The sequence below is a fragment of the Enterococcus italicus DSM 15952 genome, from assembly GCF_000185365.1.
In the GTDB taxonomy this organism is placed as follows: Bacteria; Bacillota; Bacilli; order Lactobacillales; family Enterococcaceae; genus Enterococcus_G; species Enterococcus_G italicus.
Genome location: NZ_GL622241.1, coordinates 2136863 through 2143717 on the forward strand (window position 1 = coordinate 2136863; position 6855 = coordinate 2143717).

Annotated in this window: 8 protein-coding genes and 2 pseudogenes; 2 read left to right on the plus strand and 8 right to left on the minus strand. The window is 33.9% G+C overall.

Annotated elements, in window-relative coordinates:
• Window positions 1-112 precede the first annotated feature (112 nt).
• Entirely contained in the window at window positions 113-547 is a 435-nt protein-coding gene (locus HMPREF9088_RS09835; protein WP_007209100.1) for a cupin domain-containing protein, read from the plus strand.
• Between the two features lie 156 nt (window positions 548-703).
• Here HMPREF9088_RS09835 and HMPREF9088_RS09840 read toward each other — a convergent pair whose 3' ends face one another.
• The 6 genes and pseudogenes from HMPREF9088_RS09840 to HMPREF9088_RS12450 all read right to left on the minus strand — a co-directional run.
• Window positions 704-1402: a Crp/Fnr family transcriptional regulator gene (locus HMPREF9088_RS09840; RefSeq protein ID WP_007209101.1), complete on the minus strand. Its 699-nt coding sequence runs from the start codon at window positions 1400-1402 to the stop codon at window positions 704-706.
• Between the two features lie 22 nt (window positions 1403-1424).
• Window positions 1425-1970, minus strand: coding sequence for a Dps family protein (locus HMPREF9088_RS09845; protein WP_040366982.1), 546 nt, complete (start codon window positions 1968-1970; stop codon window positions 1425-1427).
• A 1-nt stretch (window position 1971) separates the two neighbouring features.
• Window positions 1972-2208, minus strand: coding sequence for a heavy-metal-associated domain-containing protein (locus tag HMPREF9088_RS09850; RefSeq protein ID WP_007209103.1), 237 nt, complete (start codon window positions 2206-2208; stop codon window positions 1972-1974).
• A 62-nt stretch (window positions 2209-2270) separates the two neighbouring features.
• Complete coding sequence (locus tag HMPREF9088_RS09855; RefSeq protein WP_007209104.1) at window positions 2271-4121, minus strand: heavy metal translocating P-type ATPase; 1851 nt, start codon at window positions 4119-4121, stop codon at window positions 2271-2273.
• A gap of 466 nt (window positions 4122-4587) precedes the next feature.
• Window positions 4588-5022 carry a GNAT family N-acetyltransferase gene (locus HMPREF9088_RS09860; RefSeq protein WP_007209105.1) on the minus strand — a complete coding sequence of 145 codons (435 nt, stop codon included), beginning with the start codon at window positions 5020-5022 and terminating at the stop codon, window positions 4588-4590.
• A 16-nt stretch (window positions 5023-5038) separates the two neighbouring features.
• Window positions 5039-5194: pseudogene (locus HMPREF9088_RS12450) on the minus strand (replication protein); the annotation flags it as partial.
• A gap of 80 nt (window positions 5195-5274) precedes the next feature.
• Here HMPREF9088_RS12450 and HMPREF9088_RS09865 point away from each other — a divergent pair.
• A pseudogene (locus HMPREF9088_RS09865) lies at window positions 5275-5955 on the plus strand (IS6 family transposase).
• Window positions 5956-6024: 69 nt separating this feature from the next.
• On the opposite strand, the gene HMPREF9088_RS09870 reads toward HMPREF9088_RS09865, so the two are convergent.
• On the minus strand, window positions 6025-6282 hold the full coding sequence (locus HMPREF9088_RS09870) for a Txe/YoeB family addiction module toxin (protein ID WP_007209108.1): 258 nt from the start codon (window positions 6280-6282) through the stop codon (window positions 6025-6027).
• The gene (locus HMPREF9088_RS09875; RefSeq protein ID WP_007209109.1) at window positions 6275-6544 is read right to left on the minus strand and encodes a type II toxin-antitoxin system Phd/YefM family antitoxin; all 270 of its coding nucleotides are present in this window, start codon (window positions 6542-6544) and stop codon (window positions 6275-6277) included. The genes HMPREF9088_RS09870 and HMPREF9088_RS09875 overlap by 8 nt, the downstream gene beginning before the upstream one ends.
• Window positions 6545-6855 lie beyond the last annotated feature (311 nt).

Below are 6855 nucleotides of genomic sequence, written 5' to 3' on the forward strand. Positions count from 1 at the left end.
AAATCCAGAAACCTCCTTTATAATATACGAATATTGTATCATATATTATAAAGTGTTTTTACTTGAAATATTTAGCTAAAGATATAAGATTTAGAGTATAGGCGGGATAAATATGAATAATGATAAATTCTTAATCGGTAATGTTGATAACGACAAGAAACCTTATGTTATAAATATAGAGAAGGAAACATTAGATAATACTAATTTTCGTACTACTCTTTGGACTGGAGAGAAATTACAATTAACTGTTATGGAAATTCCTGTTGGTGGAGATATCGGCCTGGAGGTCCATAATGAAAATGACCAATTTATCCGTATCGAACAAGGGGATGGTCTATGCCAAATGGGACCATCTGAGGATAACTTATCTTTTGAACAAAAAGTAAGCGAAGATGAAGCTGTGTTTGTACCGCTTGGTGTATGGCATAATATTACTAACAAAGGAAATGTACCCTTAAAACTTTATACAATTTATGCTAGCCCAGATCATGTTCCAGGTACAGTTCATTCAACGCAAGAAGATGCTGAAGACGATCCTAACGAATAATTTTATAATAAAGAAAAATGAAGAAGCCCCTAATTCCTAATTGAATATAGGGTTTTTTGTTAACTTTCGGCAAAATAATGGTAGATGCTTTAAAATAATAATTAAATAAGACCTGCAAAAAAGGCTTGTCAGACTCTAATCTGGCAAGCTCTTTTTCTATTCTACTGAAAACAGCAATTCATCTAAATCCATAATTTCAATTCGATTCTTGGCATGTTGTCGAATCAAATCTTGTTCTTCCAAAGCTGAGAACTTCCGGCTGATCGTTTCTGGTGTTGTGCCTAAATAGGAAGCCAAGTCCTTTCTCGTCATAGGTAAGTCAACAAAGGTATGGTTATTCTCGTCTACCACATAATCAGCCAGAAAAGCTACAATTCTCGATGCCACATTTTCAATCCCCACTTGAGTCGTTTGTTTTTCCGATACTTGCAAACGTCGAGTCACATCCGCCAAAATCCGGCGCGTTATTTCAGGATAATTGTCTAAATGATTATCCAAATCTGCCTTACGAATCATACAAACGGTCGTATCCAGGGCTGCTAATGCATAACTGTGATGTCTTTTATCCGATTGGAAAATGGCTACCTCTCCCGTAAAATCACCAGGATTTAAAATGCGAATCGTTTGCTCCCGACCGGACTCGTTCAATTGGTAGATTCGAATCCGTCCCGAAGAAATAATATAGAGCGTATCGTCTTTTTCACCGACACGAAAGAGCAATTCATTTTTTGAAACTTTCCTCGTATGCGCCGATGCCGCGATTAAATCCATTTGTTCATCGGATAAATGGTTAAAAATGGGCACTAAGCGCACACAAGTCGTATGCCCTTCTCCATGGTGATGGTGGTGAGCCATAAACCTTCCTCCTTAACTAATCTTAGTCGATATAGTCATCGTCATCTAAAGCATCTTTTCCAACAAATGCTTGTAGTTTCCAAATATTTACATCCAAACTATCTTTATAAGCAATCAACTGATCTTCCAGCGCATCATTGGCCTCTTCTTGCGCCAAACGAATGGCTTTGATGGTGAATTCACGGTTAGACCGGAAATCTTCTACAATTTGTGCCACCATTTCTTCCGCCTCTAAATACTTATCAGCTGGACTTTCCTTAATAGTTGTATATTCTTGGAATTCAGCACTTGTCGAAGCTACCTTGTTACCATCCGCTAACAAGCGCTCTGCCAAGCGATCAAACCATTCTTCATTTTCATTATACAAGTCTTCAAAGACCGTATGCAACGAATAGAAGTGTGGTCCTTTCACATACCAATGATATTGATGTAATTTTACATGTAAGGTATGGATATTAGCAAGTATATGATCTATGACAGCTGCAGCATTAATCTTTGTATGATGAATGTGTTCTTTATATGCTTTTTCAGCAGCTAATTTTTCTTGTCTTTCATTTGCTGTTGTCATTTTATACACCTTCCTTTACTTTTGAACTAATAACTGAATATCCTAGGTTTTCAATAGCTCTTTCAATTGTACTCAAATTGACTTGTTCTTCATCAAAATCTACTTTTACCTTACTTGCATTGAACAGTACTTTTACAGAATCTTTTTCTACACCAGCTGTCTTTTTTAAACCACTTTCAATTTTTTGTAAACATGATGGACAAGTTAATGTTTCTAATTTTAACGTTGCTTTAGTCATATCTATCACTCCTTTAAATAAATTATATAAGGTATTTTTTTAAAAAAATTGATACGGATCAATTATTTTAATTGATATCCTCTTAATCTCATTGCATTTAAAATAACGACTAAAATACTTGCCTCGTGAACTAACATACCAATTGACATAGACATCCATTCACTGAATATTAAACTAAAGAGTAATATTATCACCACACCAACAGCAATCAGAATATTTTGTCTCATATTCGCGTATGTCTCTTTAGCTAAACCTAAAGCATGGGGGAGACGATTAAAATTGGAATTCATTAGAACAATATCTGAACTTTCAATGGCTACATCTGTTCCATTTCCCATAGCTATCCCTACTTCTGCAGTAGCTAGAGAGGGGCTATCATTCACACCATCACCAATAAACGCAACAATTTCACCAGTAGACTGTCTTTCTTTTAAAAATTCTTGCTTGTCCTCAGGTAGCATATCGCCATGAGCCTCGGTTAATCCTAGTTCCTTTTTAACTAAATTAACTGTGCCTTGATTATCCCCTGATAATACAATGAGATTTTTAACACCAAGTGATTTTAATTTTTGTAGGTCTTGTTTAACACCTGCTCGAACTTGGTCACGGATTCCCATTAAAATAATTAACTTACGATCAACTGCCGTTAATACAATTGAACTACCGGCTCTTTCTAATTTATCTAATTCTTTAAGAATATCATCAGATAGTGGTATATTTTCTTGTTCCATTAAGGTTTTATTCCCTACTGTAACAATGTGTCCGTCAACGTGAGCAATTACACCCCCACCTTTTATAACCTGCGTATTATCTACAGGTCTTAGTTTATATTGCGCTAATTTATTTGTAATAGCGACAGCTAAGGGATGATCAGATTCCCTTTCAACCGAGTATAATAGAGATAAATCCTCCTCTTGATTATTTCCATAGTAAACGAATTCGCTAACTTCAGGCTTTCCTTCAGTTAAGGTACCTGTTTTATCAAATAGGATTGTATCTACATTCGCAAAATGACTAATCACTTCAGAACCTTTAAACAAAATTCCATTCTTTGCACCATTTCCTATACCCGCGACATTTGAAACAGGTACACCAATGACCAAGGCCCCTGGGCAACCAAGTACTAATACAGTAACCGCAAGTGCTGTATCTTTAGTTAGTAGCCAAACTAATAGCCCAATGATAAGGACCACAGGTGTATACCAACGAGAGAACTGGTCAATAAATCGTTCAGCTTCCGATTTAGAATCTTGTGCTTCTTCTACTAATTCAATAATTCGACCAAATGTAGAATCTTCCCCAATTCTATCAGCGACTATTTGAATAGTCCCATTATCCATAATGGTACCGGCAAATACTTTGTCACCTTTCTCTTTCTTTAGAGGTAAAGATTCGCCGGTGATATTAGCCTCATTTACATATCCTTTTCCAGTAGTTACCCTACCATCTACTGGAATCTTGGACCCAGTTTTTACTAAGAGAATATCCCCTTCCTCTACTTTATCAATATCTACTTCTTCAAATTGTCCCTCGTTCAATTGCTTAAAAGCAGTCTCTGGAGCCATTTCCGTCAACTCTTTAATAGCAGACCTTGTTTGCTTAAGTGTACGCTGTTCTAAATATGACCCAAATAAAAATAAAAAAGTAACAATAGCTGACTCTTCGTAATTTTGAATAAAGAAAGCACCAATAACGGCTATCGTTACTAAAATATCAATACTCACTACTTTTACTTTTATAGCCTGATAAGCCTGTATTGCAATTGGTATAACACCCAATATGGAAGCAATTATAAAAGCACTATTAAAGATAACCGTATTGGTAAAGATGAAATGTGCAATAAAACCTATAATAATGAATAGACCACTAATAACTGTAATATGATTTTTATGTTTCAAAATAGTCTGTTGCATATAAACCCCTCCTATACTTTAGTACAACCACAGTATATTAGTTTTTAAGAGACATAAACTTGATTACTATCAAGTTTATGTAGTAGTTCTAAATAATTAGAAATATTATACTTATTAATTTAAATTTTATTTAAAATCATTATATTGTTTTTTCACAAAGTCAGATACAATATAACTAACATAGAGTATAATATTCAAGTTAGATTGGATAGATATGGAAACATGGAGGTAATACGAATGAATATGTCATAATAGGAACTTCACATGTAGATTTCTAAGCCTTTCAAACCCTTACCAAAAGCAGTCACAATGCAGAAATTTTTGTATTCGGAACTGATTCTATCGCTTCATTCTTATCATGTGGTATTCAATTGTATGTACTCTTATTTTGCATAAACAGGGCAAGCTGATGTCAGCTTAACCACAAAAAAAGCTGACCATAATACAGTCAGCTTTAAATCCAGATTCAGGTATTTTTCCAAAATAAATCATACGATACTTGCTCAGTCTCTTTTTCAGCATATTTAGATTTAACTACAAAGTCATTACGCATATAAAATTTCATTGCCTTATCGTTTTTTTTATAAACAGACAAAGTCAATTCGTTTTTTTCTTTTCTGGCTTCGTTTAATAATTCTCTGCCTATCCCTTTGTTGCGTGACTCCTTCTTGACAAAAATACCAGCGATATAATTATTATCCAAACCCAGAAACCCTATTATTTCATCATTTTGATAATACACATAAATGTCTGATTTGGGTAACATCTGCTCAACTAAATTATAGTTACCTACCCAATAATCCCTTGAAATAAAGCTATGAGCTTCAATATTACTATGCAACCAAATATTCATAATTTGACCTAATTGATGTGTACTCATTTCAGTTAATTTTTTAATCATTTAGTAATTCCTATTTTCATTTTTTACCCTTAAATATTTCTCCTGTTTCATAATCAACATTAAATCTACCGTATTTTCTTTCTTGATATACTGCATCAAAATATAATCTAATCAAACCAGTGTGAGAACGTAAAACAGAATTAATAACTTTCATACTTGATAAACCATATTCAGAACGGTTCTGTTGCAAAATTTCCTGATAAACTAATTTTAAGATAGAATAGAGAAAAAAGATAGCTTGGAGGACAAAAGATGGATCACTTTAAAGGCAAACAATTTCAGGTAGATGTAATGATTGTCGCTGTAGGTTACTATCTTCGCTATCATCTAAGTTATCGAGAAGTTCAAGAAATTCTTTATGACCGTGGGATTAATGTCTGTCATACAACCATTTACCGTTGGGTACAGGAATACGGTAAAGTCCTGTATCAAATTTGGAAAAAGAAAAATAGACAATCTTTTTATTCGTGGAAAATGGACGAAACCTATATCAAAATCAAAGGAACGTGGCACTATTTACATCGAGCAATTAATGCAGATGGACTAACTTTAGATATTTGGTTACGTAAAAAGCGAGATACACAAGCAGCTTATGCCTTTTTAAAAAGATTAAAGAAGCAATTCGGGGAGCCAAAGGTTCTTGTAACAGATAAAGCCCCGTCTATAGGTAGTGTGGTTAAAAATTTACAAAAAACGGATTCTATACTAAAAACAGAACATAGAACGGTTAAATATCTCAATAATCTCATTGAACAAGATCATCGTCCAATCAAACGTCGCAGTAAATTTTACCAAAGTATCCGTACTGCCTCTACCACGATTATGGGCATGGAAACTATTTGAGGAATATATAAGAAAAGCCGAAAAGAAAGCAATCTCTTCGGCTTTTCAGTCTGCACTGAAATCAAAATTTTACTAGGGATTCCACCATAATTTATTGTAAAACAAGTAGTAGTATGATTTGTTTTTAAACTTTGAAACAGAACCATATTACGAATATTTTTAATAGTGATCTCTTGCCGAATAAAAATAAATCGTCTCATCTTTTACAGCATAAATTAGTCGATGTTCATCCGTTATTCTTCTTGACCATTTCCCTGACAAGTCATGTTTCAATGGTTCTGGTTTTCCAATTCCTGAAAATGGTGTACGATCAATGTCTTTGATTAATTTATTAATCTTCTTTATATTCATTTTATTTCCTTGTTCATACCAATAAATATAATCATTCCATGCATCATCTGACCAAGCTTTAATCATCCTCTTCTACCTCAAGTAATTCTCGAGTAGTGAAATTTCCTGATTCAAACTGTTTATCTCCTCTTCGAATTTTATCCATCACATAATTATTCGATAATACTCGCAAAGTCTCCTGCATAGCATCATAATCCCTTTTTGAAAGTACAACCACCGTATCTTCAATATCTTTTGAAGTGACGATCAATGTATCTGCATCTTCATTGACTTGTTTCATATAACTTTTTAGATTTTGTCGGAAATTAGAATAAGCTACTGCTTCCATTATAAATCCCTCCCATTTATTTATCTTTCTATTTATTGTACAATATATCGTACAATAAATCTATAATTTAGTATTTTTTTAATATTGATCATTTAGGGTATACCCTTTTCTTACCTCCAGTTATAGTGTCGGAACCATAACTTTAGAGGAATTTCAGGTTGCCCGCAATGACTTTTTATTTTAACCTAGGCTTCTTGCGGAGTTGTGTACTTTTGCGTTGCAATTGGGGGGTGCGGATGTTTTTCTGGACCTTTTTTAACAAATAAATCCTTGTTTCTTCCGATATTGAAGTGGACTTAGTCCTCCTAAAG